At 59.5% G+C, this 22391-nt stretch carries 23 protein-coding genes; 5 read left to right on the top strand and 18 right to left on the bottom strand.

Features of this window, described 5'->3' with window-relative positions; all coding sequences use genetic code 11:
- Window positions 1-11 precede the first annotated feature (11 nt).
- Together Q1A34_RS01745 and gluQRS are read left to right on the top strand one after the other, a co-directional pair.
- Window positions 12-626, top strand: a complete 615-nt coding sequence (locus Q1A34_RS01745; protein WP_300029896.1) for a methyltransferase domain-containing protein — start codon at window positions 12-14, stop codon at window positions 624-626.
- Complete coding sequence (gluQRS, locus tag Q1A34_RS01740; protein WP_300029893.1) at window positions 623-1486, top strand: tRNA glutamyl-Q(34) synthetase GluQRS; 864 nt, start codon at window positions 623-625, stop codon at window positions 1484-1486. The genes Q1A34_RS01745 and gluQRS overlap by 4 nt, the downstream gene beginning before the upstream one ends.
- Before the next feature lie 6 nt (window positions 1487-1492).
- On the opposite strand, the gene hisI is transcribed toward gluQRS, so the two are convergent.
- A complete protein-coding gene (gene hisI, locus Q1A34_RS01735; RefSeq protein ID WP_300029889.1) occupies window positions 1493-1873 on the bottom strand; it encodes a phosphoribosyl-AMP cyclohydrolase in 381 nt (126 codons plus the stop codon).
- A 77-nt stretch (window positions 1874-1950) separates the two neighbouring features.
- Here hisI and Q1A34_RS01730 point away from each other — a divergent pair, with 77 nt between their 5' ends.
- Window positions 1951-2403 carry an iron-sulfur cluster assembly scaffold protein gene (locus tag Q1A34_RS01730; protein WP_300029887.1) on the top strand — a complete coding sequence of 151 codons (453 nt, stop codon included), beginning with the start codon at window positions 1951-1953 and terminating at the stop codon, window positions 2401-2403.
- Window positions 2404-2467: 64 nt separating this feature from the next.
- Window positions 2468-3862 carry a methyl-accepting chemotaxis protein gene (locus Q1A34_RS01725; protein WP_300029884.1) on the top strand — a complete coding sequence of 465 codons (1395 nt, stop codon included), beginning with the start codon at window positions 2468-2470 and terminating at the stop codon, window positions 3860-3862.
- A 162-nt stretch (window positions 3863-4024) separates the two neighbouring features.
- On the opposite strand, the gene Q1A34_RS01720 is transcribed toward Q1A34_RS01725, so the two are convergent.
- The 5 genes from Q1A34_RS01720 to Q1A34_RS01700 form a co-directional block, all read right to left on the bottom strand.
- Window positions 4025-4153, bottom strand: a complete 129-nt coding sequence (locus Q1A34_RS01720) for a hypothetical protein (protein WP_300029881.1) — start codon at window positions 4151-4153, stop codon at window positions 4025-4027.
- A gap of 85 nt (window positions 4154-4238) precedes the next feature.
- Window positions 4239-6329: an ATP-dependent DNA helicase RecG gene (recG, locus tag Q1A34_RS01715; RefSeq protein ID WP_300029878.1), complete on the bottom strand. Its 2091-nt coding sequence runs from the start codon at window positions 6327-6329 to the stop codon at window positions 4239-4241.
- Window positions 6326-8443, bottom strand: coding sequence for an NAD-dependent DNA ligase LigA (ligA, locus tag Q1A34_RS01710; protein ID WP_300029875.1), 2118 nt, complete (start codon window positions 8441-8443; stop codon window positions 6326-6328). Before ligA ends, recG begins: the two co-directional genes overlap by 4 nt.
- Window positions 8444-8588: 145 nt before the next feature.
- Window positions 8589-9308: a response regulator transcription factor CtrA gene (ctrA, locus tag Q1A34_RS01705; protein ID WP_300029872.1), complete on the bottom strand. Its 720-nt coding sequence runs from the start codon at window positions 9306-9308 to the stop codon at window positions 8589-8591.
- A gap of 99 nt (window positions 9309-9407) precedes the next feature.
- Window positions 9408-9686: a DUF1153 domain-containing protein gene (locus tag Q1A34_RS01700; RefSeq protein WP_300029870.1), complete on the bottom strand. Its 279-nt coding sequence runs from the start codon at window positions 9684-9686 to the stop codon at window positions 9408-9410.
- A gap of 122 nt (window positions 9687-9808) precedes the next feature.
- On the opposite strand from Q1A34_RS01700, the gene mnmA reads away from it, so the two are divergent.
- Window positions 9809-10951, top strand: a complete 1143-nt coding sequence (gene mnmA / locus Q1A34_RS01695) for a tRNA 2-thiouridine(34) synthase MnmA (RefSeq protein WP_300029868.1) — start codon at window positions 9809-9811, stop codon at window positions 10949-10951.
- A gap of 56 nt (window positions 10952-11007) precedes the next feature.
- On the opposite strand, the gene lpxB is transcribed toward mnmA, so the two are convergent.
- The 12 genes from lpxB to frr form a co-directional block, all read right to left on the bottom strand.
- Window positions 11008-12165, bottom strand: a complete 1158-nt coding sequence (gene lpxB / locus Q1A34_RS01690) for a lipid-A-disaccharide synthase (protein WP_300029865.1) — start codon at window positions 12163-12165, stop codon at window positions 11008-11010.
- Window positions 12165-12956: a UDP-2,3-diacylglucosamine diphosphatase LpxI gene (lpxI, locus tag Q1A34_RS01685; protein WP_300029862.1), complete on the bottom strand. Its 792-nt coding sequence runs from the start codon at window positions 12954-12956 to the stop codon at window positions 12165-12167. Before lpxI ends, lpxB begins: the two co-directional genes overlap by 1 nt.
- Entirely contained in the window at window positions 12956-13738 is a 783-nt protein-coding gene (gene lpxA, locus Q1A34_RS01680; RefSeq protein ID WP_300029859.1) for an acyl-ACP--UDP-N-acetylglucosamine O-acyltransferase, read from the bottom strand. The genes lpxI and lpxA overlap by 1 nt, the downstream gene beginning before the upstream one ends.
- A 4-nt stretch (window positions 13739-13742) precedes the next feature.
- Entirely contained in the window at window positions 13743-14198 is a 456-nt protein-coding gene (gene fabZ, locus Q1A34_RS01675) for a 3-hydroxyacyl-ACP dehydratase FabZ (RefSeq protein ID WP_300029856.1), read from the bottom strand.
- Window positions 14199-14280: 82 nt separating this feature from the next.
- Window positions 14281-14847: an OmpH family outer membrane protein gene (locus tag Q1A34_RS01670; RefSeq protein ID WP_300029853.1), complete on the bottom strand. Its 567-nt coding sequence runs from the start codon at window positions 14845-14847 to the stop codon at window positions 14281-14283.
- A gap of 4 nt (window positions 14848-14851) precedes the next feature.
- On the bottom strand, window positions 14852-17209 hold the full coding sequence (bamA, locus tag Q1A34_RS01665; RefSeq protein ID WP_300029851.1) for an outer membrane protein assembly factor BamA: 2358 nt from the start codon (window positions 17207-17209) through the stop codon (window positions 14852-14854).
- A gap of 152 nt (window positions 17210-17361) precedes the next feature.
- Window positions 17362-17493, bottom strand: a complete 132-nt coding sequence (locus Q1A34_RS01660) for a hypothetical protein (protein ID WP_300029848.1) — start codon at window positions 17491-17493, stop codon at window positions 17362-17364.
- A 101-nt stretch (window positions 17494-17594) separates the two neighbouring features.
- A complete protein-coding gene (gene rseP, locus Q1A34_RS01655; protein ID WP_300029846.1) occupies window positions 17595-18947 on the bottom strand; it encodes an RIP metalloprotease RseP in 1353 nt (450 codons plus the stop codon).
- Between the two features lie 4 nt (window positions 18948-18951).
- The gene (gene dxr, locus Q1A34_RS01650) at window positions 18952-20124 is read right to left on the bottom strand and encodes a 1-deoxy-D-xylulose-5-phosphate reductoisomerase (protein ID WP_300029843.1); all 1173 of its coding nucleotides are present in this window, start codon (window positions 20122-20124) and stop codon (window positions 18952-18954) included.
- 4 nt (window positions 20125-20128) lie between these two features.
- Window positions 20129-20920: a phosphatidate cytidylyltransferase gene (locus tag Q1A34_RS01645; RefSeq protein WP_300029841.1), complete on the bottom strand. Its 792-nt coding sequence runs from the start codon at window positions 20918-20920 to the stop codon at window positions 20129-20131.
- A gap of 7 nt (window positions 20921-20927) precedes the next feature.
- The gene (uppS, locus tag Q1A34_RS01640) at window positions 20928-21668 is read right to left on the bottom strand and encodes a polyprenyl diphosphate synthase (RefSeq protein WP_300029839.1); all 741 of its coding nucleotides are present in this window, start codon (window positions 21666-21668) and stop codon (window positions 20928-20930) included.
- Between the two features lie 148 nt (window positions 21669-21816).
- The gene (gene frr / locus Q1A34_RS01635; RefSeq protein WP_300029836.1) at window positions 21817-22380 is read right to left on the bottom strand and encodes a ribosome recycling factor; all 564 of its coding nucleotides are present in this window, start codon (window positions 22378-22380) and stop codon (window positions 21817-21819) included.
- Between the last annotated feature and the right edge of the window lie 11 nt (window positions 22381-22391).

Below are 22391 nucleotides of genomic sequence, written 5' to 3'. Positions count from 1 at the left end.
AATATAGAGCCATGAAACAGACATATCTCGACAAGGTTTACGCAGCACGCGACGTCTCATCCACCCGCAAGCTCTATGATGACTGGTCCGACAGTTACGATGATGAGGTGACAGGACAGGGCTATGCAACGCCTGCACGCTGCGCCGAAGCACTGGCATCCTTTACCAAAGACTTTGCAAAACCGGTTCTGGATTTCGGCTGTGGCACCGGTCTTTCCGGTGAAGCGCTGAGCAAGGCCGGTTTTCAGACGATTGATGGTCTGGATCTGTCCCGGGAGATGCTGGACCAGGCCGCTGGCAAAAAGATCTACCGCGAGCTGCGGTGCATTGATGCCGGGGGAACGCTGGCGCACAGTCCAGGAACCTATGCCGCCATTGCCGCGATCGGCGTCATCGGTGCCGGTGCTGCCCCTGTTTCCCTGTTTCACGTGCTGATGAATGGCCTGGGATCCGGCGACAGAATGGTGTTCTCCTACAATGACCACGCCCTGGAAGACCCCTCGTATGAGGCCGCCCTCTGTGAATGGGTCGACTGCGGCTCGGCCAGGCTGCTCTTTCGCGAACACGGCCCGCACCTGCCCGGGATCGGGTTGAAGTCCAACGTATATGTTGTTGAGAAGGCGTGAAATTCACAACACGGTTCGCACCTTCTCCGACCGGCCCTCTGCACCTTGGACATGCTTTTTCTGCCCTGCTGGCCGCAGACATGGCGCAGGCAGCTGGTGGCCGTTTTCTGGTCAGAATAGAAGACATCGACCAGTCACGCGCACGTCCGGAATGGGAACAGCAGATTTATGACGATCTGTCCTGGCTTGGTATTGCGTGGGAAAAACCCGTTCTGCGCCAGTCTGACAATCTTCCCTCTTACCAGGCCGCTCTGGGTGATCTCTGGGCACGGGGGCTTTTGTACCCGTGTCACTGCAACCGGCGCGATATTCTGGAGGCTGCCTCGGCACCACAGGAAGGCGCGCCGATGACCGGTCCGGATGGCATTATCTATCCGGGCACCTGCCGCGACCTGCCCCGCACGCCGGATGAACCCCTGCCCGCACACACTGCTCTGCGGCTCGATCTGCGGGCCGCCGCGCGGGAGCTGCCCGACATGATCTGCTACACGGAAACTGCCTCAGACACCGGGCAACCCGGCGAGATCTGCGAACAGACGTCGGCCGTGTCCCGTCTGACGGGCGATGTCGTGCTCTGCCGGCGGGACATGGGCACGTCATATCATCTGTCTGTCGTGCTGGATGATGCCGCCCAATCCATCACGGATGTGGTGCGGGGAAAAGACCTGGCTCCGGCGACGGTGATCCATGTTGTGCTTCAGAAACTGCTGGGCCTGCCGACACCTCGATACCATCATCACCGGCTGATCCGTGATGAGGCGGGCAAACGCCTGGCCAAACGCGATGATGCCCGCGCCATCGCCACCTGGCGGGACAATGGTGCGTCGCCGCAGGACATTCGCGCCATGGTCGGGCTTTAGGGGCTGTCAGAGAGGGTCAGCAATGACCGTCTCAAAACCGTCCTTCACATCTGTGAAAAAACAGCTGCGCCGCCCGGTGTGACAGGCCGGACCGGTCTGGTTGACCAGCACCAGCAGACAATCGCGATCACAGTCAACGCGAAACCCGACAAGCTCCTGAATGTGGCCACTGGTCTCTCCCTTGACCCAGAAGGCCTGCCGTGAGCGGCTCCAATAGGTCACACGACGGCTCTCCAGCGTCCGGCTGATGCTCTCGGCGTTCATCCAGGCCATCATCAGCACCTCGCCGGTCTGCGCGTCCTGGGCAATGGCCGGGATCAGACCCGCGTCGTTGTATTTCAGCGTCCCTGTATCAAAAGGCGATTGTTCACTCTGAGAATGCTGCATCAGAAAGTCCTTTTGCATCCGCTTGCCGGACCCTATGTATGGTGTCACACGCCCGAGGAAAACCACAAAGGCCCGCGATGTCGACTGATACCGATCTGATCAAACTTTATTCCGGCCAGATCCTGGCACTTGCCTCTGATATTCCGCATCTGACCCGTCTGGACACACCGATGGCAACTGTGCGCAAACGCTCGCCTCTTTGCGGATCATCGGTGACGGTTGATCTGTCGGTAGAGGACGGACGGATCAGTGCCTTTGGTCAGGATGTCAAAGCCTGCGCACTGGGACAGGCTGCGGCCGCCGTTACCGGTGGCGCCGTGCTCGGACGCAACCTTGAGGAAATAGAAAACGCCCGGGACGCTCTGCGCGCAATGCTGAAAGATAACGGCCCGGTGCCGGCAGCACCTTTCGACGGCTTTCAGGTGCTGGAACCTGCGCGGGACTACAAAAACCGGCACGCTTCTATCCTCCTGAGCATTGAGGCCACGGCCGAGGCAATGGCCCAGGCGCTCCAGTCTGACTGCGCCTGAAGTCATATTAGCATTTTTTAAGTAAAATTGTGTCATCAAGGCCCTGCACGACGCGCGGGGACCCATGACAGCACATCAGCCGATCGCCACACCAGAGCAAAGCAAGCGCCTGTCGGAGGCTGCGGCCGCAATCGGATACGAAATCGTGGATATTGCGGGCTTTCTCGATCTTGTCGAAGAACACGCAAATTCACAACGCAGTTGCCTGAAAATTCTGAACAAACGTGCCACCGATATGACGCAGGCCAACACGGATGTCCGGGACGCGGTACAGAATATGGCCGGAAAAACCAGCGAAACAGCGCGCGAGGTTCAGGCCTCTGCAGAGCTGGTGCGGACATCCAGCGAAAAAACGCGCAGCGTCGCGGAATGGGTGCACGCCCTTGCGGCACGTACCGAGGACGTCAGCGAAACCCTGACCGCCGCGCGCACTAACAACCAGCAGATTGCCAGCATTGCTACGCAGGTAAACACGCTTGCCATCAACGCCAAAATCGAAGCAGCCCGGGCCGGGGATGCCGGACGCGGGTTTGCCGTGGTGGCAGAGGCAATCAATACGCTCTCGCAACAAACACGTGACGCTGCCGTTGAGATTTCAGGCAACATCGAAGTGCTGACCGGGTGGATCGCGGATCTGCGGGGCGAAGCGGGCGGCGTGGCGAAACAGGCTTCGGATGTGCTGGAAAGTTCCGGTGGCACCGATTCTGCTCTGTCCCGCATAGAAGAATCCATCACAGCCGCAGATGAACAGGCACAGCGGATTGCAGGTCAGGCCGGTCGGGTCGAGCAGGCCATGAACGATTTCAGACCAGCGCTGTCAGGCATTGCCGAGGCGGTTGAAAGCAGTGCTACAGGTATTGAACAGACACATGAGCGCGTGCTGCGCCTGATAGATACGTCGGAAACAATTGTGCAGGCCACGGCGCTGATGAACCCTGCCTCGTCGGATGGCCCTTTCATCGGCAAGGTACAGGCCCTGTCCCGCACCATTTCCCAGCAGCTTGAAGGCGCCGTGGAAACTGGCCGGGTGACGCTCGAGCAGCTCTTTGACCGCAATTATCGCCCCATTCCCGGTACGGACCCTGAACAGTACACGACCGCAGCAGTCAATGTGCTGGATCAGATCCTGATGCCTGTTCAGGAACCTGTACTGAGCTTTGACAGTAAAATCGTTTTCTGTGCGGCGGTCGACGTGAACGGCTATCTGCCGACGCATAACAAAAAGTTCTCACATCCGCCGGGCAATGATCCTGTCTGGAACACGGCCCATTGCAGAAACCGCCGGATCTTTGACGACCGTGTGGGGCTGAAAGCCGGCCGCAACAAAGAGCCATTCCTGTTACAGGTCTATCGCCGCGACATGGGCGGCGGTGAGTTCAAAATGATGAAGGACCTGTCCGCCCCCATTACTGTAAAGGGCCGCCACTGGGGCGGGTTGCGCCTGGCGTATACCTTTTAAAAAAAGTGCCGCACATCCGGGACGGGATGGCGGCACAGTCAAAGCGTCTGTCATGTGGGGTCCGGCAGGACGGGCGGGATGTGGAACAAGGCAGTCGTCACCCCGGGCACCTGGTTGGGGCAGATGCGCATACCCTGACCGGCATGAAGTCGCAGGCAGAAATCAGATAAACGCGGGCAGATGCAGCCCGACAACAAGCATTACAACCAAAGCAGCAGCACCGGCAGCATCCTGGATCAGCGTGCTGTGCGAACGTTGCGCGACGGACCGGATCAGAGATAAAGTTACCATGATGTGCCTCCTGTTTGTTGCCTCTTTGTTCTCATATTCTTAACGCACTGTAAAGAACTAAATGAGAACTTTTGTGAACAAATTGCTATCCGACGGCAATCAGCCGGATCGCTTCTTCCTGTCGCATCAGCCACAAAAGCAGCCGGGCAGCCCGCCCGCGCTCTGTTTCGAGCTTTGGATCGTCCTGTAAAAGCCTGCGGGCGTCGGTCTGAGCCACGGCCATGAGGCCCGCATGACGTTCAGGGTCCGCGATGCGAAAACGCGGGACACCGGATTGGGCCGTACCAATGACATCGCCCGCCCCGCGCATTTTCAGATCGGTTTCTGCAATGACAAAACCGTCCTCCGTCTCGCGCAGAACTTCCAGCCTCCGGCGCCCACTGTCCGACAATGGCGACTGGTACATCAGCAGACAGGTGGATTGCTCCTCGCCCCGTCCGACACGACCGCGCAGCTGATGCAGTTGCGCGAGCCCGAAGGTTTCGGCCCGTTCAATCACCATGATCGTGGCCGCCGGAACATTCACACCTACTTCGATAACAGTCGTGGCAACGAGCACGCGTGACTGCCCGGACTGAAAGCGCGCCATAGCCGCGTCTTTCTCCGCCACAGGCATCTGGCCATGCACCAGATCAATGTTTTCTTCGCCCAACGCAGCCCGCAACATCCGAAACCGCGCCTCTGCCGCTGTCAGATCGACAACTTCGCTTTCCTCTACCAGCGGGCAGACCCAGTAACATTGCCGACCCGCCGCAATCGCCGCACGCAGGCGCGCGGTGACCTCATCAATGCGGGTGTTGCTGATCAGGGCCGTGGTCACAGGTTTACGTCCGGGCGGTTTTTCATCCAGAACAGAGACATCCATGTCGCCGTATTGCGCCAGAGCAAGCGAGCGCGGGATCGGCGTGGCCGTCATAACCAGAACATCCACTGCCGCCCCTTTGTTGCCAAGCTCCAGACGCTGACGCACACCGAACCGGTGCTGTTCGTCGATCACCGCAAGCCGCAGATCGGCAAACTCCACATCGGCCTGAAAAACCGCATGGGTCCCGATCAGAATATCCGTATCGCCGGATGAAAGCGCCGCGAGTTTTCGCTGCCTTTCCGCACCTTTGTCCCGCCCGGTCAGAATTTCAACGCGGACGCCAACGCCGTCGGCCATATCGCCAAGGCTTTCCAGATGCTGCCGGGCGAGGATTTCCGTGGGTGCCATCAGAACACCCTGCCCGCCAGCCTCTGCGGCCCGCAGCAAAGCCAGAAAAGCGACAATCGTTTTGCCCGCGCCCACATCGCCCTGCAGCAGACGGTTCATCCGCAGGGGCGCGGCAAGATCTGCATTGATCTCGCCAGTGGCACGCGTCTGCGCCCCGGTCGGGCTGTAGGGCAACATGTCAAGGGCGCGTTTTTGCAGCGCGCCATCGCCTGTGGTGACACGGCCTTTTCTGCGGCGGTCGCGCGCGCGCGCCAGCGCCAGCGTGATCTGGTGGGCAAAAAGCTCATCATAGGCGAGCCTTTCACGCGCGGGCGCAGATATCTGCACATCCGCATCGCTCTGTGGCGCATGGGCATCTGAAAGCGCCCGGGCAAAGGCCGTCCATCCCGTGGCGGCCATCTGGGATTTGTCGATCCATTCCGACATCCCGGGCACCAGTTCCAGCGCGCCGCGCGTCGCCCGGAACATCTGCTTTTGCGTCACACCGGCCGTCAGCGGATATACCGGCTCATAACGTGGGATGTCATCGCCATCCCCGGTCTCAACAATATGGTCGGGATGCACCATCTGCGGCATGCCATCGAAGAGTTCGATTTTGCCGGAAACAATGCGCGTACTGCCCTCTGGCAGCACGCGGCTCAGATAGTCTCCGCGCGCATGGAAAAAGACCAGTTGAAACGCCGTTTGCGCGTCACTCACCATGATCCTGTAGGCGCCGCCCCTGGTACGTGCAGGGTGATGGGCGCCAACGGTCACCGTAACAGTCAGCGTCATTGGAAAATCCGCACCCTGAACAGTGTCCCGGCGCCGGCGATCGATTCCTGTGTGTGGCAGAGTGAACAAAAGGTCCCTCGGCGTCGCGACGCCCAGGCCCTGCAGGTTCTGTGCTGTGCGCGGGCCGATCCCCGCCAGCGTTTCGGTGCCCGCAAACAAAGGAAAGAGTATTTCTGGTCGGCGGCTCATGCAGACCCGATCAGATCCAGCCATTCCTGCTCGTCAACGGTCCGCACCCCGAGATCCGCCGCCTTTTTGGCTTTTGATCCGGCGCCCGGACCTGCAATCAGGATATCCGTTTTCGCGGAAACGGACCCGGCTACCTTGGCGCCAAGTTTTTCAGCGCGGGCCTTGGCTTCGGCCCGTGTCATACGTTCCAGCGTGCCGGTGAAAACCACGGTCAATCCTGCAACCGGGCTGTCGTCAGCGGCGGGGCGCTCTGCAGGCAGCACCGTCAGCTGTTCGACCAGGCGGTCGACAGAGGCCCGCTCGGCAGGTTGGGAAAAAGCCGTCACCAGCGATCCGGCCATGACCGATCCGATGCCGTCGACCGCATTCAGATCATCCCATTCCGGGCCGGACAGATCTTTTGCCGCTGTTACGGCGGCAATCAGCGCGTCCCATGTGCCATAGTGAAAGGCGATCAGGTTTGACGCGGCTTCGCCCACATGGCGGATGCCCAGCGAAAACAGCAGACGCGCCAGTGGAATTGTTCGCTTGTCGTCAATCGCGTCAAACAGATTGGCGGCAGATTTGTCGCCCCATCCTTCGCGGTTTCGCAGCTGTCTGATACCACTTTCATAGTTTTCGCGCAGGCGGAAAATATCAGCCGGCTCTCTGATCCATTCGTCTGTGTAGAACTGCTCGACCTGCTTCGCGCCAAGCCCTTCGATATCAAAGGCCCCCCGCGATACGAAATGCTTCAGTTTCTCAACGGCCTGAGCGGGGCAGATCAGCCCACCGGTACAACGCCTGACAGCGTCACCTTCTTCGCGCAGAGCCTCGCTGTCACATTGCGGGCACCGGTGCGGAAAGCTGTAGGGCGATGTGCCTGACGGTCTGCGCGCGAGATCGACATCTGAGATTTTGGGAATGACATCGCCCGCGCGGTAGACCTGCACCCAGTCGCCGGGCCGGATATCTTTGCCTTCGCGGATCGTCTGTCCTTTGCTGTCCTGCCCCGCGATATAGTCTTCGTTGTGCAGTGTTGCGTTGGAGACGACGACGCCGCCTACGGTCACAGGCGTCAACCGGGCCACCGGCGACAATGCCCCGGTCCGGCCCACCTGAATGTCAATCGCCTCCAGCCGGGTCCAGGCGAGTTCGGCCGGAAATTTATGCGCAATTGCCCATCTGGGCGTCGTCGAACGAAAGCCCAGCCGCTCCTGCAACGCCAGGCTGTCCACTTTGTAGACAACCCCGTCGATGTCATACCCGAGCGTTGCACGTCGCGCTTCGATGTCGCGATAGTGCGCGATCAGTTGCGCGGCGTCTTCGCACAGTTTAGTCAGTGGGTTGGTCTGAAATCCCAGGGCAGACAAACGCGCAATGGCACCTGATTGCGTATCGGCCAGCGGTTCGGACAGGGCACCCCAGGCATAAGCGAAAAAGCGCAATGGCCTGCTGCGTGTTATCCCGGCATCCAGTTGTCGGAGAGATCCGGCGGCCGCGTTGCGCGGATTGGCGAACAGCTTGCCTGCCGACGCGGCCTGGCGCTCGTTCAGTGCAGCGAAATCTGCATGCGACATGTAGACTTCGCCGCGCACTTCCAGCAGTTCCGGCGCGTTTGTCAGTGACTGCGGAATATCGTCAATGGTCCGTGCATTGGCCGTGACATTTTCACCGGTTGTGCCGTCTCCCCGCGTTGCCGCGTGTTCCAGCTGCCCGCCGACGTATCGCAATGACAAAGACAGCCCGTCAATTTTGGGTTCCGCAGTGACAGGTATTGGGTCCTGGTCGGAAAGTCCGAGGTATTTTCGGTTGCGTTGCAGAAAGTCTTCTACGTCTTCGTCAGAAAAGGCGTTGCCCAGAGACAGCATCGCAACTGCATGTGTGATCTTGGAAAACGTCTCGGAGGGTTTTGCACCGACCTGATCGCTGGGGCTGTCAGAACGCTTGAGCGCCGGGAAGCGGGATTCTATTTTTGCATTCCTGCGTTTCAGCGCATCGTATTCGGCATCGGAAATCTGAGGCGCGTCTTTGCCGTGATAATCCTCGTTCGCCCGGGCAAGCACATTTGCGAGGCGTTTAAGTTCCGCGCGGGCCTCGGCCTCGGTCAGATCTGTGATTTCCGGTTCAGACATGCGTCAGGGCCCCAGTCAGTCGCAAACAGTGATGTGATAAGCACGCGGCGTGATCGGGTCCAGTTGAATCGACTTTCGCCAGCCGCACAAAAAAAACCCGGCGCCTCGCGGGCACCGGGTTTGAAGCATAATCGGATGGCAGGTGTCAGGCGCCGATGGCGATCGGTTGCGGATCGTCCGCGACGCTTGGGTCAGGGTCCCGCAGCACGTACCCGCGGCCCCATACAGTCTCGATATAGTTGTCACCACCCGTCGCCGAGGAAAGTTTCTTGCGAAGCTTGCAGATGAAGACGTCAATGATTTTGAGTTCCGGTTCATCCATGCCGCCATAGAGATGATTGAGGAACATCTCCTTGGTCAGTGTCGTGCCCTTGCGCAGCGACAGCAGCTCGAGCATTTGGTATTCTTTGCCTGTCAGGTGCACGGCTTTGTTTTCCACGCTGACCGTCTTGGCGTCCAGGTTGACAGAAATCCGTCCGGTGTCGATAACCGACTGCGAATGCCCTTTGGAGCGGCGGATGATCGCATGGATGCGCGCCACCAGCTCTTCGCGGTGGAAGGGTTTGGTCAGATAGTCATCCGCGCCAAAACCGAAGCCTTTGATTTTGTTTTCTGTATCGTCGGCGCCGGACAGGATCAGGATCGGTGTCTCGATCCGTGAAAGACGCAGTTGCCGCAGCACCTCATGGCCGTTCATGTCCGGCAGATCGAGGTCCAGAAGGATCAGATCATAGTCGTAAAGCTTGGCAAGATCGATACCCTCCTCTCCCAGATCTGTCGCATAAACGTTCAGATTTGCATGGGTCAGCATCAGTTCAATGCTTTTTGAGGTCGTCGGGTCGTCTTCCACAAGCAGTACGCGCATCATTTTCTCCGCATAGGATGATCTTTGGTTCCTGCCGTTAACCCTGACGAAAAAAGGTTAACCACACGTTACCGTCTGCGAAAAACATATCTTAACAACTTAAGGTTGTCTATATTTTTGTACGCTTGTGGCTTTCAGGGCATCCTCGCCATGTTCCGACACAGCACGCACCCATTCGTGGAATTCATCATCACTGATAGAATACCGTTTGAGCGCGTCGCTTTGGGAAATCAGCCCATACGCCACACCGCGGACCACGGCGGCCTTGCGCGAGGCGACCCAGCGGCGCGTGGTCGGGGGCGGAAGATCCGCCTGTGTCATGACACTTCCGTCTGCAAGGGTAACGGAACGGGGTCCATCTACTTTCTTGAGGTACATACCGGTTACTCGTGATTACTGCTCACCCGCACCTTGACGCCCGGGCCTTAAAGACCCATGAAGCCGCCTCTTGAGAGTAATTAGGATTTTCCTATATTCGCTCATAACTTCCGGAGTGACCCATGCCGCTTGATCTGAAACAGCCTCTGAACTCGCTGGGCTTTGCAAAATCGCCCGCCGAGACGCGCGTGGTTGTGGCAATGTCCGGCGGCGTTGACAGCTCTGTTGTGGCGGCAAAACTGGCCGAAGAAGGCTATGATGTGGTCGGTGTGACGCTTCAGCTCTATGATCACGGTGCGGCCCTTGCCAAAAAAGGGGCCTGCTGTGCCGGCCTCGATATCCATGACGCACGCCGTGTTGCCGAGAAAATGGGCTTCCCGCATTACGTGCTGGATTATGAGAACATTTTTAAAGATGCGGTGATTGACGAGTTCGCGGACAGCTATCTGGCCGGTGCAACACCTGTGCCCTGTATCCGGTGTAACGAGCGGGTCAAATTCAGGGACCTGCTCGAGATGGCAAAAGACCTTGATGCGGATTGCATGGCCACCGGACATTACATCCAGCGGTTCGACGGCTCTGCCGGGCCAGAGCTGCACAGCGCTGCCGACGCCAACCGCGATCAGAGCTATTTTCTCTTTTCGACCACCCCGGAGCAGCTCGCATTTCTGCGTTTCCCTCTGGGGCACCTGCCTTCCAAGGATGACACCCGCGCACTGGCGGAAAAGTACGGTCTCAGCGTGGCGGACAAGCCGGACAGCCAGGACATCTGCTTTGTGCCAGACGGCGACTATGCGTCCGTTATCCGCAAGCTGCGCCCCGAAGCTGCCGATCCCGGCAACATCGTGCATGCGGACGGACGCGTTCTGGGCCAGCATAACGGCGTGATTCACTATACAATCGGACAGCGCCGTGGCCTGGGCATCGGCGGTCTGGCCGACCCGCTCTATGTGGTGAAACTGAACGCCGGCACCAAAGAAGTTGTTGTCGGGCCAAAATCCATGCTGTCTACCCGGACGGTGCCTGTGCGGGACATCAACTGGCTGGGCGATACCCCCTTCGCCTCGCAGGATGCCTGGCATGTCGCGGTCAAAGTGCGCTCAACCCGACCGCCCACAGACGCGGTGATCCGCCCTCTGAGCCCGACAGAAGCCACCGTTGAACTCATCACGCCGGAAGAAGGGGTCTCTCCCGGTCAGGCCTGCGTGTTCTATGACCGGGACAGCAGCCGGATCTTTGGCGGCGGGTGGATACACAAGGGCTGAGCGGCCTGGCCTGCAAAGGCCAGAGCACAAGTGTCAGGCGCAGCCTGTCCTTTGGATCACGCCTGCAACCGGGCCAGAACGGCGCGCGCTGCGCGCAGTCCCGGTGGCTCTCCGCCTTCGCCAAGGCGCTGCATGGTAAGCTCCATCGCCTTTATCTGAGCACCCGGATCGGCCAGCACAGCACGCATCCCACCTGCAATTTTTTCAGCGGTACAGTCCGGGCCCAGAAAGTCAGGTACCACACGGGTTTCAGACACCAGATTGACCAGCGTGACGGTATCCACCAGCGCCATCCATTTGATCAGACGAAAGCTCAGCCAGTGCATACGGTATGCGATGACCATCGGTGTGCGCGCTGCCGCCAGCTCCAGAGACACAGTGCCCGAAGCCGCCAAAGCCACATCTGCCGCCCTGAAAGCGGCGCGTTTCTCTGCGGCTGCTTCTTCGACAGACCGCCCGCGCGGATCCAGCACAATGGTACCTTCCGGCCAGGACCTGGTCGCCTCGCAGACCTGAGCGGCCACGGCGGCGGCAGCGGGGACAACAATTCTCAGACCGGTATGCGAAGCACGCAACTGCGCCAGCGCCTGACCAAACACATCGCCGAGCCGTGCGACCTCCCCTGACCGCGAACCAGGCAGCACCAGGGCCAGCGGCGCGTTCTCCAGCCCATGCGCGTTGCGGAATGCTTCGGCGGCATCACTGGTCGCCTGTGGCTCAGCGACAACCGGATGCCCGACAAAATCACACTCCATACCTTCGCGTGTCATCAGCGGCGGCTCAAACGGGAAAAGCGCCAGCACGTGATCAATGTATCTGGCCATTTTGGCAGCACGACCCGGACGCCACGCCCAGACCGTCGGCGCCACATAATGCACGGTGCGTATCTGGCTTGCCTCTTTGACCAGACGTGCGACCCGCAGGGAAAAATCAGGGCTGTCGATCGTGATCATCACATCAGGTGCTGTTGAGACGACCTGTTCCGCAGTTTCGCGAATCCTCGCCTTGAGCGCGCGGTATTTTGGCAGAATCTCCGCAATGCCCATGACGCTCAGCTCTTTCATAGGAAACCGGCTGATCAGGCCCTGGGCCTGCATCCCCTCACCGCCGATCCCGTCGAAAGTAATGTCGGGCTGCAGCTCTTTCAGCCCGGCCATCAGGGCGGCTCCCAGACGGTCCCCCGACGGCTCACCGGCAATGATGAAAACCCGCATCAGACCGGTCCGCGTGACCACACGACAAGGCCCGCATCATCCGCACGCCGGATGGTCTCGTCCCGCTCCAGCAGGATGGTCTGCCCGGCGACGATCACCAGACCAGCAAGGCCTGCATCAACAACGGCGCTGATCGTGTCAGGGCCAACGGTCGGCATATCCACACGCAGGTCCTGCCCGGTTTTCGGCACTTTAATCAACAGCGCGCGGGTCTTTCGCGCGCCTTCGGGCAGCGTCTGCAGCATATGGTCCGTACCGCCACTGGTTTCGATGGCCCAGATCTGCCCGGCACCGACAACGCACCCCTGCCCGACATCCAGAGGTGCCAGCGCCTCCAGAACGCTGCGCCCGCGTTTTTCGTCCGCACACAGGGCATCATCCGGCCAGGTGAGTGTCAGGACGCCTTCGGGCGCGAGGATTTCCGGTGCCAGCTCATGGGCGGCCCGCACGGTGAAGCCTTTGTCCTCAAAGATACCGAGAACCGCGCGCAGCGCGCTGTCATCGCCCGCACCAATGGCCTGCATCAGCACCGGCACCAGCGGCATCGTCGCGGCATCAATGGCCGAAGGATCGACGACAGGCCTGCGTATCGCGCCGCAGAAACACACCTCTGTCGCGCCCTGTCTCTGCAGCTCTGCTATCAGCGTGCCCAGCTGCTCCAGCCGGAACGGATGATCCACTGCCAGCCCGTCAGGGGCAAACCCCGTCAGCGCACAGACAACAGGTGGCGTGGCCTGTGCGGCGGCCACAGTGGCCGGCAATCTGCCACTTCCTGCAATCAGCGCCAGCATCAGCGCGGGGTCAGGAAATGGCGATCGCTGTCTGCGAGCACGAAATCGACGATCTCGCGGACAAAATCACTGGTGGTTTCGTCATGCAGCCGGCGGGCACGGTCATGGAAGGTGCCCTCGCCCTGCGCCAGCATCTGAAAGGCGGCGCGCAATGCCGTGATATCGGAGCGCGCAACGCCCCGGCGTTTCAGTCCGACCAGGTTCAGCCCGTCCAGTTCCCCGCGCGGGGCCTGCACAAGGCCATAAGGAATGACATCATTTGTTACCATGGTCACCGCGCCGATGATCGCACCACGCCCGATGCGGACAAACTGGTGCACCCCGGACAGCCCACCAACGATCACGTCGTCTTCGAGGATGCAGTGCCCGGCAATCGCAACCGAATTCACGATGATGCAACGGTCTCCGATTATGGCGTCATGGGCGATATGACATCCGGCCATAAACAGACCGTCATCGCCAACCCGTGTGACGCCGCCACCACCTTCGGTGCCGCAGTTCATTGTCACATGCTCGCGGATCCGGTTCCGCTTGCCGATAACCAGTTCGGTGGCCTCTCCTTTGAACTTGAGATCCTGAGGTATCTCGCCGATCACTGCAAAGGGGAAGATGACTGTGTCCTCGCCCACCGTCGTGCGCCCGGTCAAAACCACATGGCTTTTCAGCTCAACCCCGGGCCCAAGCTTTACATCCGGGCCGACAATGCAGAACGGCCCGACCGTAGCCGCAGGGTCAATCGCGGCACCGTCCTCGATCACCGCGCTGGGATGAATGCTGCCCATCCGCTCAGAGATCCATCATCGCGGTAAATTCGCACTCGGCTGCCATTTCACCGCCAACCGATGCGCGCCCGCCAAAACGCCATACTTTGCCGCCGGGTTTGCCGCGCAGGGTCTCGATCTGCATTTCCAGCACATCTCCCGGTACGACCTTGCGCCTGAACTTGGCTTTTTCGATGGCCATGAAGTACACCTTCATTTCCTTGTCAGCCATCTCCAGGGTGACCCCCACCATCACTGCAGCCGTCTGCGCCATAGCCTCGATGATCGTCACACCGGGCATAATCGGCAGGCCTGGAAAATGGCCCTGAAAATGCGGTTCGTTCATCGTGACGTTTTTGATCCCCAGAGCGGTCTGGGTGCCGTCGATATCTACGACCTTGTCCACCAGCAAAAACGGATAGCGATGGGGCAGAATACGCTGAATAAGCTGGATATCAGCCTGAGCGAGCTGGCTTGTCATATGAGGGTCCTTTTATCGCCAGGGGCTTGATCATGCCTAACAACTCAATCCTCTCTGGGCAAGCACACAGGCCGCGCAGCACTCACTCCCGGGGCGCAGTACCGGGTTGAGGCAGCACCTCGTTGAGGCGGGAGATTGCTGTATCGGTAATGTCGATGGCATTACTGCTGATGAAAACCGTGCGTTTTTCCAATATCAGGCCCGCGCCCGCCTCGCGCATCAGCTGTTCGAGCACGGGCGCCGCCGTGTTCAGAAACACAAGGCGCCGCTCCTCCAGATCCGTATTCAGCTGCCGGGTTCTCGCGTCCCGCTCGCGCCGGATCGTCTGGACCTTTTCGTCGAAGGCATCGGCGATATCGCGAAATTCCTGCGGTGTCAGCTCTGCGCGCCGCTCGGTGATCTCTTTCTCTTCGCGGCTGAGTTCTTCTTCGATGCGTCTGTTCTCTGCACTCAGTTCGGCCCCCAGTGCTTCGACTTCCCGCGCCGTTGCCTGGCCAAAGTTGCTTTCTTCAAACAGGCGTTCGGAATCGATCGTCAGGATCGGGCTCTGCACAGCCAGGCGGCTGCGCTCCTGAGCACTGCCGGACGATGCCACTGCCACACAGGCCAGAGCCCCCAGAATTAGCGATCTGCGCAGAACCCCGGGCACTGGATCAGAAAGTGGTACTGAGGGTCAGCTCGAACGCCTGATCCCGGTCAAACTCTTCTTTCTTGATCGCTTCGCTGAAGTTGAAACGCAGCGGACCAATGGGCGTATCCCACAATACAGAAAAGCCGATCACATGGCGGAACGAGCCGCCTTCACCGACGATATTGCCACCGGCCACATTCACGTCCGACAGATCCCACAGGTTGCCCACATCATAGAAAACACCGCCCTGAATGCCGTACTCCTCGGGAATGCCCAGGGGGAACTCTGCCTCGAACCGTGCGGCCACATAAAGGTTACCACCCAGAGGGTCCTCTCCGGTGACAGACAGATCGCGCGGCCCGATGCCGCCTGGCTCAAATCCACGGATGATGTTGGTATTCAGCAGGAACCGGTCCACGGCGCGGTTTGTGCCGCTCTGGAAGCTCAGAAGCCCCCCTTCGAGCGAGGCGCGCAGTTTGATTTCCTCGTTGAAGAGACGGGTTTCGCCAACGGCCCGCCCGGTTGTCTTGATGAATTTGTTGTCGCCTCCAAGACCCGCGAAATCCTGTTCGAACTGCAGCAGGTAGCCGGATGTCGTATCAATACCGCTGGTCCGCGTGTCATAGGTAAACTGATATCCAAGTGCGCTGCTGCTCAGACGCCCCTGGGCAATGTCATTGCCAATAACCGGACCGTTGATAGGTGTCTCGCGTGGCAGCATTTCAGAATCTTCGAACGTGTAACGCAGTTGCAGGCGGGAGTTTTCGCCCACAGGAAAGGTAAGCGACGGCTGAAACAGGAACCTGTCGGTTTCATAGGTGGTGAACGAACTGTCGGTTTCTGCCACGTCCAGCCGCAACCCAAAGGCCACGTCACGCCCGAGAAAAGCCGGTTCAACAAAATTCAGCCCATAGCGGCGCGATTCCGCAGCCGTAGAGATGGTCACGCCGAACCGTTGCCCGCGACCGAAAAGATTGTCCTCAGAAAAACGGATGGCGAAACCGAGACCGTCGTTGTTCGAAAATGACGCACCAAAGTTCAGCGATCCGGTGGGTTTTTCAACAACATCCACGTCAACGATTACACGATCCGGGCTGGAACCTTCGCGGGCATTGACCTCGGCGGTCTCGAAAAAGTCCAGTGCACGGATGCGCTCGGCGGCTTCTCTGATCTCACGCGGGTTAAACGGGTCGCCCTCGACACTGTCAAACTGACGGCGGATCACCTGATCCAGCGTTGTTGTGTTGCCCTCGACATCAATACGTTCAACAAAAACGCGCGGGCCACGGCTGAGCACATATTCAATGTCCAGCTCCAGGTTGCGGTCATCCCGGCTGACACGCGGTTCGACTCGCAGGAAATCCACACCATCGCGAAGCGCCTGACGTTCCATCCGGGCGATGTCATTTTCAATCGATATCGGGGAATAGACGTCACCGCCGTCGATGCTGACGATGGACCGGTACACATCCGGGTCAACATTCGGCATGTCGCTGCTGACCGAGATCTCGCCAATGCGGAACTGCTGACCTTCCTGCACATCGAATACGAGGAAGTAGCCATCGCGCTCTTCGGTCAGCTCAGCATTGGTGGAATTCGTACGGAAATCCACATAGCCACGTGACAGATAGAAATCCCGCAGCACCTGTTTGTCGAATTCGATCCGGTCGGCAATCAGCGTATCGCTGCGCACGAAAGCCCGGAACAGACCGGCCTGTTTCGTTTCCAGAACGCGCCGCAGACGACGGTCCGAGAAGACCCGGTTCCCGACAAAGCTCAGGCGTTCGATTTCGATCACGTCGCCCTCGAGCACCTCAAAAATCAGATCCACACGGTTGTCCGACCGGCGGATGATCTTGGGTGTCACGCGGGCAGACAGCCGCCCTTCGGTGGCATAGGCATCCGCAATCAGGGCCGCATCGCGCTCGACCTGGGCAGGATTGAACACGCGGCGTTCATTTGAGTTGATTGCGGCCGCCAGCAGCTCGTCACCGATCCTGCGGTTACCTTCAAAGTTGATTCTGTTGATCGTGGGATATTCGACCACGCTGATGCGCAGGGAGGCACCACCTGGCGAAAATGTCACGGTTTCGAAAAGTCCGGAGTCGATCAGGTTCTGATATGCTGTGTTCAGCTGTCCGGCCGAGACAGTCTGACCAGGGGCGATTCCTGCCCGGGTCAGGATCGCCGCATCGCCGACACGCGCATTTCCTTCGATCTCGATTGAGTTCAGTGTGATCTGCTGGGCCAGCGCCGGATGCGGGGCCGCAACCCATGCCGCTGAAATTATGAGAGAAAAAACAGCAGCCGTTGCTGCCGATCTGATTGTTCCCGCATGAGCGGAAATGGCGGAGAATTTCCGCTGCTTGCCCTGAATCATCTGCTGCCCCGATCTTCAGTTATTTATGCTTAACTGAGTACCGGCAACGGTATGATTTGTCAAAACCATGTGGTCGGAAAAGCAGCGACAACTATATGCGCGCTGCTTCGGGAGTATCGTAGCGCGCAACCCGGAAGGTTGCGCTCAGGTAATCAGCCTGCGACAGCGCCGATCCATGCGCCTGCGCCGAGCGCCATCGTGATTGTGCCAACATAGAGCAGACGGTCCCAGTTCAGGTCCATCAGCAGGCTGAAGCCACGATATCCGTTCTGTACTGCTTGCATCGGTCATTCTCCCGTAAAGATGGTGCAGGAATACCGGTGAATTGGGGCGCTATTTTGACAGAAAAGGGCGAAACCGGGGCATTTACCAACCACGCGTTGAATCACGGGCAGAAAATATCATTCCCCAGCGCAAAGAGCATCAGAGTAAGCACCATTGCCAGCCCTGCCGTCATCAGAATGCGCAGCGCGCGATCACTTGGAGGTTTCCCGGCAACGGCCTCGTAGGCGTAGAACACCAGGTGCCCACCGTCGAGTGCGGGCACGGGAAACAGATTAAGCAACCCCACAGCCGTGCTGAGAACCGCGATAAACCAGATAAAAGATTCCGCCCCCTGGCTCGCCATAGCGCCGGACGTTTGCGCAATGCCAATCGGACCACTCAGGTTGCAGGTGCTGATCGCGCCGGTGATCATATGCCCAAGACCAGACAGCGATCCTTCGATAATCCGCAGGGTCTGGCGCACGCCGCCCATGACGGCCTCGCCCATGCCAGGGGTCTGTGTTGCAGGATCAAACGCCAGCCCGCCCGAGATACCGATACGCCAGTTGGTTGCAAAGCCGCCATCCTGCTGAGGCTCGTCCACCCGTTTGGGCGTCATCACGACATCCAGCGTCTCGCCATTCCGCCACACGGTGAGCGCGAGCGGTGCGCCTTCGCCACCCTCAACAGCCTGTTTGAGCTGATCAAAGGCAAAGACCGGTTCTCCGTCTATTCCCGAAATGACATCGCCCACTTCAAGGCCCGCGCCCATGGCGGCCGACTGTGGTGCCAGACCGGAAACCAGCGGCGGCATCAGCCAGGTGCCTGTCACGTCCAGCGCATCGCCGTCGCGCAGAACGGAGTACTCCAGCGTCGGTGACGGATCGAGACCATCAAGAAAACCACTGTAGGCATCAGTATCCTCGCGGCTTGGCATGGTGATGCCGTTGATCGCAGTGATCACATCGCCCTGTTCCAGGCCGCGCGTCTCGACCGGCAGCGGATGCAGTGTGCCGACCGTCAGAGGATCACGCGTCACACCACTGGTCAGCAAAACGGCTGCGAATACTGCAATTGACAAAGCGAAATTAAAGACCGGACCGGCAGCAACCGTCGCGGCACGCGCCCACAAAGGTGCGCCATGCATCGTGGCGCGGAGTTTGGCCGGATCATCTCCGGCCTCTGCCATCGCAGCCTCATCCTTGCCGGATGCGGCATTCGCATCCCCGGCAAATTTGACGAAACCGCCGAAGGGAAGTGCAGCGATCTGCCAGCGGGTGCCCCGCCGGTCGACACGCGACCAGAGCACAGGACCAAACCCGAGAGAAAACACATCCGCATGAATACCGGACCAGCGGCCCACGATGTAGTGGCCGTATTCGTGGATTGCCACGATGACCGAGAGGGCCAGCACAAAGGCAGCAATCGTCCAGATCAGCCCGCCGAACTGCGGGATCAGTGCCAGTATATCCAAAAGGTTAACCTGCTTTTCTGTTGATGACCGATCTGGCCTCCTGCCGTGCGAGATGGTCCGTTTCTGCGACGTTATCAAGGGTAAAAGCGGCATCATTTTGGCCAGCCGCCGCCGGAACCCTGCTCAGGACCTCTTCAACCACATCCGACATCTGCGTGAAACCGATATCTCCCGCAATAAAACCATCCAGTGCCGTTTCCTTGGCCGCGTTGAACACGGCACCGGAAAGACCGCCCGCCTCCATCACTTCGCGCGCAAGCCTCAGCGCAGGCCAGCGGGTTTCGCAGGGCGCGCGGAAACTCAGCTGGCCGATTGCGGCCAGATCCAGCCGTTCCACAGGCAGGCTGCGGCGTTCGGGCCAGTGCAGCGCATAGCCGATCGCGTGGCGCATGTCCGGCGGCCCCACGTGGGCCATCAGCGCGCCGTCCCGGAAGCCTACCAGCGCATGTATCATCGATTCCGGGTGAACCACGGCCTCTATCTGATCCGGTCGAACGCCAAAGAATTCTTTAGTTTCAATCAGCTCCATCGCTTTATTAAACATAGAGGCCGAATCGATTGTGATGCGCTGCCCCATGTCCCAGTTCGGATGGGAAGAAGCCTGCGCCAGCGTCGCCGTGGCGAGCTTTTCGACCGGCCAGTCCCGGAATGCGCCACCGGATGCTGTGATAATCACCCGCTCCACCGCGCTGATGTCCTCGCCGACGAGGGCCTGGAACACGGCAGAGTGTTCACTGTCCACGGGCAGAATACGCGCGTTATGGGCTCTTGCCGTGGCGAGCATCAGCTGACCTGCACAGACCAGCGATTCCTTGTTTGCGAGGGCAAGGGTACTGCCCTGCTGCAATGCCGCCAGCCCGGGTTCCAGCCCTGCGGCCCCGACAATCGCCGACATGACCCAGTCCGCAGGTCGCGCGGCGGCCTCTGTGATGGCGGCTGTACCAGCGGCGGCCTCGGTTTCGCTGCCCGTAAGGGCTGCGCGCAGATCATCCAGCAGATGTTCATGCGCCGTGACAGCAATCTGCGCATTCAGACGCCGCGCATCTGCAGCCAGTTGTGAAATATTGCCCGCACCTGTGAGCGCCACGACCTCGTAGTCGCCCGGCGCACGCGCAATCAGATCGATTGTATTCTGACCAATGGACCCGGTCGCACCCAGAATGCTGATCCGCCGCATACCCTCAGCCCAGCGGCGCCGGACCGACGAAGGATCCGATAATCAGCAGGAAAACCGCAGCGCCCAGCATGCCGTCAAACCGGTCCAGCAGACCGCCATGCCCCGGGATCAGCGAGGAACTGTCTTTGACCCCTACCCGCCTTTTGATCGCGCTTTCGGCGATGTCACCCATCTGACTGGCCATCGAAATCGCAACCGACACACCGATCAGCTGAGGGCCAGCGCCGGTCTGCGTCATAAAGACCGCCCCGACCAGGGCTGCGCCGATCCAGCCGAAACCGGTGCCAGCCCAGGTTTTTTTGGGGCTTACTTTCGGCCAGAACTTTGGACCGCCGATGAAACGCCCGGCAAAATAGCCGACAACATCCGTCGCCACGACAACAAGTACCAGCCAAAGCATCCAGACAATGCCCATGTCATCGCGCACGGACATCATACCAAAACCGGCCAGCATCACCATGACCGTAAAGATCATAAAGATCGTCCGGAACGCGCTGAGCTGACCAAACCCGACAAGCGCAGGCGCCAGCAGAACCGGCAGGGCAAATCCCAAAGGCAGATAGATGGCCAGCAGCGTTGCAGCACCCGACAGAGCACCCAGTTGTACGGCAACGCCGGGCTCGGACGGATTGAGCATCCGTACAAGCTCCCAGATCATAAGCCCGCAGATCAGAGCAACCATCACATGGAAAACGTGGCCACCCGCCCAGACCCCCAGCATCCCGCCAACAACCATAGCCGCACCCGAGCCAATGCGCTGTGCGAGGTCAGACCATTTGTCGGATGCGCCGCTCACGTGATCATCAGGCCTTTACGCCACCATAGCGGCGGTCCCGTCCGCCGTATGACTGACAGAGCCCTTCGAATTCATCCCGCGTAAAGTCGGGCCAGAGCGTGTCGATGAATTCATATTCTGAATACGCGGACTGCCAGAGCAGAAAATTCGAAATGCGCGCTTCGCCGCTGGTCCGGATCACCAGATCCGGGTCGGGCAGCACGCAGGTATCCAGATACCTGGGCAGCGTTTCCTCGTCGACATTTCCGGGCTTCAGACGGCCATCTGCCACATCCTGCGCCAAACGGCGTGTTGCCCGCGTTACTTCATCGCGGCCGCCGTAGTTGATGGCAATTGTCAGGTTCACAAGACTGTTGTGCGCTGTGGCCTCTTCCAGTTCATTCATCAGAACGATCAGCTTGTCGTCCAGGCGGTCCCTGTCCCCGATGAACCGCACGCGCACACCGTTGGCGCGCAATGCCTTGGTTTCTTTGATGATATACCGTCGGAAAAGGCTCATGAGACCGGCCACTTCGACCTGCGTGCGTTTCCAGTTCTCCGTCGAAAAGGCAAAGATGGTCAGGTATTCGACGCCGATATGCGGACAGGCCTCGACAATTTCGCGCACGCGCCGGGCCCCTGCGTGGTGTCCGAACAGCCGTGGCCGCCCCCTCTGGGTGGCCCAGCGGCCATTGCCGTCCATGATGATCGCCACATGATTGGGACATCCCGGAACCCGGGCCGGTTGGGGCTGGCGTTGCAACGCCATATTATGTGCTCCTTGCCTGTCCGGCGCACAGGCGCGGGATACAATAGCTTTCTTTTGGGCCAAACGGGCAGCGTTCGCAAGGAATTACAAACAGACGGCGGATCGTCCAGCCCTTAACGGACAGGGGTTCAGGCGCCGCCATCTGCAGTTATACCTGCATGATCTCGCCCTGTTTCGATTCCAGCAGACTGTCGACGGATTTAATAAAACGGTCTGTGATTTCCTGCACTTCGCCTTCCCAGAGCTTCTGGTCGTCCTCGGACAGGCCATCGGCTTTTGCCTTTTTGATCTGGTCCATCCCGTCACGGCGGATGTTGCGAACAGAGACACGCGCATTCTCTGCATACTGGCCCGCAACCTTGGTCAGATCGCGGCGGCGTTCTTCGTTCAGCTCGGGAATGGGCAGCATGATTATGGTGCCGTTGAGCTGCGGATTGATCCCCAGACCGCTTTCACGGATCGCCTTTTCAACTTTACCAACGAGGCCTTTGTCCCAGACGTTGATCGTTACCATGCGCGGCTCAGGCACATTGACGGTGCCGACCTGGTTGATCGGTGTACGCTGTCCGTAGGCATCGACCATCACCGGCTCCAGCATCGACGCCGAGGCCCGCCCGGTCCGAAGAGAGGCAAATTCGGTTTTCAGCGCGGACATGGCACCGTCCATCCGGCGCTCAAGATCATCGGTATCCAGCATAAAATCGTCTGACATGGTATTCTTCC

This window comes from uncultured Roseobacter sp., assembly GCF_947491795.1.
GTDB lineage: Bacteria > Pseudomonadota > Alphaproteobacteria > Rhodobacterales > Rhodobacteraceae > Roseobacter.
The sequence above is the reverse complement of the archived record's forward strand: the minus strand, read 5'-3'. Positions and strand labels throughout refer to the sequence as shown.

Coding starts and splice junctions, on each gene's coding strand:
- Q1A34_RS01745 (WP_300029896.1), top strand. CDS start 12: ATGAAACAGACATATCTCGACAAGGTTTACGCAGCACGCGACGTCTCA.
- Q1A34_RS01720 (WP_300029881.1), bottom strand. CDS start 4,153: ATGGTAACTTTATCTCTGATCCGGTCCGTCGCGCAACGTTCGCACAGC.
- hisI (WP_300029889.1), bottom strand. CDS start 1,873: ATGCAGCATTCTCAGAGTGAACAATCGCCTTTTGATACAGGGACGCTG.
- recG (WP_300029878.1), bottom strand. CDS start 6,329: ATGAGCCGCCGACCAGAAATACTCTTTCCTTTGTTTGCGGGCACCGAA.
- lpxI (WP_300029862.1), bottom strand. CDS start 12,956: ATGCTGGCGCTGATTGCAGGAAGTGGCAGATTGCCGGCCACTGTGGCC.
- Q1A34_RS01725 (WP_300029884.1), top strand. CDS start 2,468: ATGACAGCACATCAGCCGATCGCCACACCAGAGCAAAGCAAGCGCCTG.
- lpxA (WP_300029859.1), bottom strand. CDS start 13,738: ATGGGCAGCATTCATCCCAGCGCGGTGATCGAGGACGGTGCCGCGATT.
- bamA (WP_300029851.1), bottom strand. CDS start 17,209: ATGATTCAGGGCAAGCAGCGGAAATTCTCCGCCATTTCCGCTCATGCG.
- Q1A34_RS01700 (WP_300029870.1), bottom strand. CDS start 9,686: ATGTACCTCAAGAAAGTAGATGGACCCCGTTCCGTTACCCTTGCAGAC.
- ligA (WP_300029875.1), bottom strand. CDS start 8,443: ATGTCTGAACCGGAAATCACAGATCTGACCGAGGCCGAGGCCCGCGCG.
- mnmA (WP_300029868.1), top strand. CDS start 9,809: ATGCCGCTTGATCTGAAACAGCCTCTGAACTCGCTGGGCTTTGCAAAA.
- lpxB (WP_300029865.1), bottom strand. CDS start 12,165: ATGCGGGTTTTCATCATTGCCGGTGAGCCGTCGGGGGACCGTCTGGGA.
- ctrA (WP_300029872.1), bottom strand. CDS start 9,308: ATGCGCGTACTGCTTGTGGAAGACGACCCGACGACCTCAAAAAGCATT.
- uppS (WP_300029839.1), bottom strand. CDS start 21,668: ATGGCGTTGCAACGCCAGCCCCAACCGGCCCGGGTTCCGGGATGTCCC.
- frr (WP_300029836.1), bottom strand. CDS start 22,380: ATGTCAGACGATTTTATGCTGGATACCGATGATCTTGAGCGCCGGATG.
- fabZ (WP_300029856.1), bottom strand. CDS start 14,198: ATGACAAGCCAGCTCGCTCAGGCTGATATCCAGCTTATTCAGCGTATT.
- dxr (WP_300029843.1), bottom strand. CDS start 20,124: ATGCGGCGGATCAGCATTCTGGGTGCGACCGGGTCCATTGGTCAGAAT.
- Q1A34_RS01660 (WP_300029848.1), bottom strand. CDS start 17,493: ATGCAAGCAGTACAGAACGGATATCGTGGCTTCAGCCTGCTGATGGAC.
- Q1A34_RS01730 (WP_300029887.1), top strand. CDS start 1,951: ATGTCGACTGATACCGATCTGATCAAACTTTATTCCGGCCAGATCCTG.